The organism is Acinetobacter sp. I-MWF (genome assembly GCF_025433935.1).
Classification (GTDB): Bacteria; Pseudomonadota; Gammaproteobacteria; order Pseudomonadales; family Moraxellaceae; genus Acinetobacter; species Acinetobacter guillouiae.
In genome coordinates this window covers 1-420 of record NZ_JAMBAR010000032.1, presented here as the reverse complement: position 1 = coordinate 420, position 420 = coordinate 1, and the positions used below count along the sequence as shown (strand labels likewise).

At 59.3% G+C, this 420-nt stretch carries 1 pseudogene; it reads right to left on the bottom strand.

From position 1 onward, the window contains the following. Positions 1-420, bottom strand: a pseudogene (locus tag M2R48_RS21230) (DNA recombination/repair protein RecA); the annotation flags it as partial.

Sequence of the window (420 nt, the reverse complement as noted above, 5' to 3'; positions counted from 1 at the left end):
CTTAACGACTTTGACGCGGGTTTCGCTACCGACAACCTCGTCACCTTCCTTCACCGCGCCGGTACGGCGGATGTCCAGACGGACCGACGCGTAGAACTTCAGCGCGTTACCACCGGTGGTGGTTTCCGGGCTGCCGAACATGACGCCGATCTTCATCCGGATCTGGTTGATGAAGATCACCAGGCAGTTGGCGTTCTTGATGTTACCGGTGATTTTACGCAGCGCCTGGGACATCAGACGGGCCTGCAGGCCGACGTGCATGTCGCCCATTTCGCCTTCGATTTCAGCTTTTGGCACCAGGGCCGCCACGGAGTCGACCACGATCACGTCGATAGCGTTGGAGCGCACCAGCATGTCGGTGATTTCCAGGGCTTGCTCACCGGTGTCCGGCTGGGAAACCAGCAGGTCGTCAACATTCAC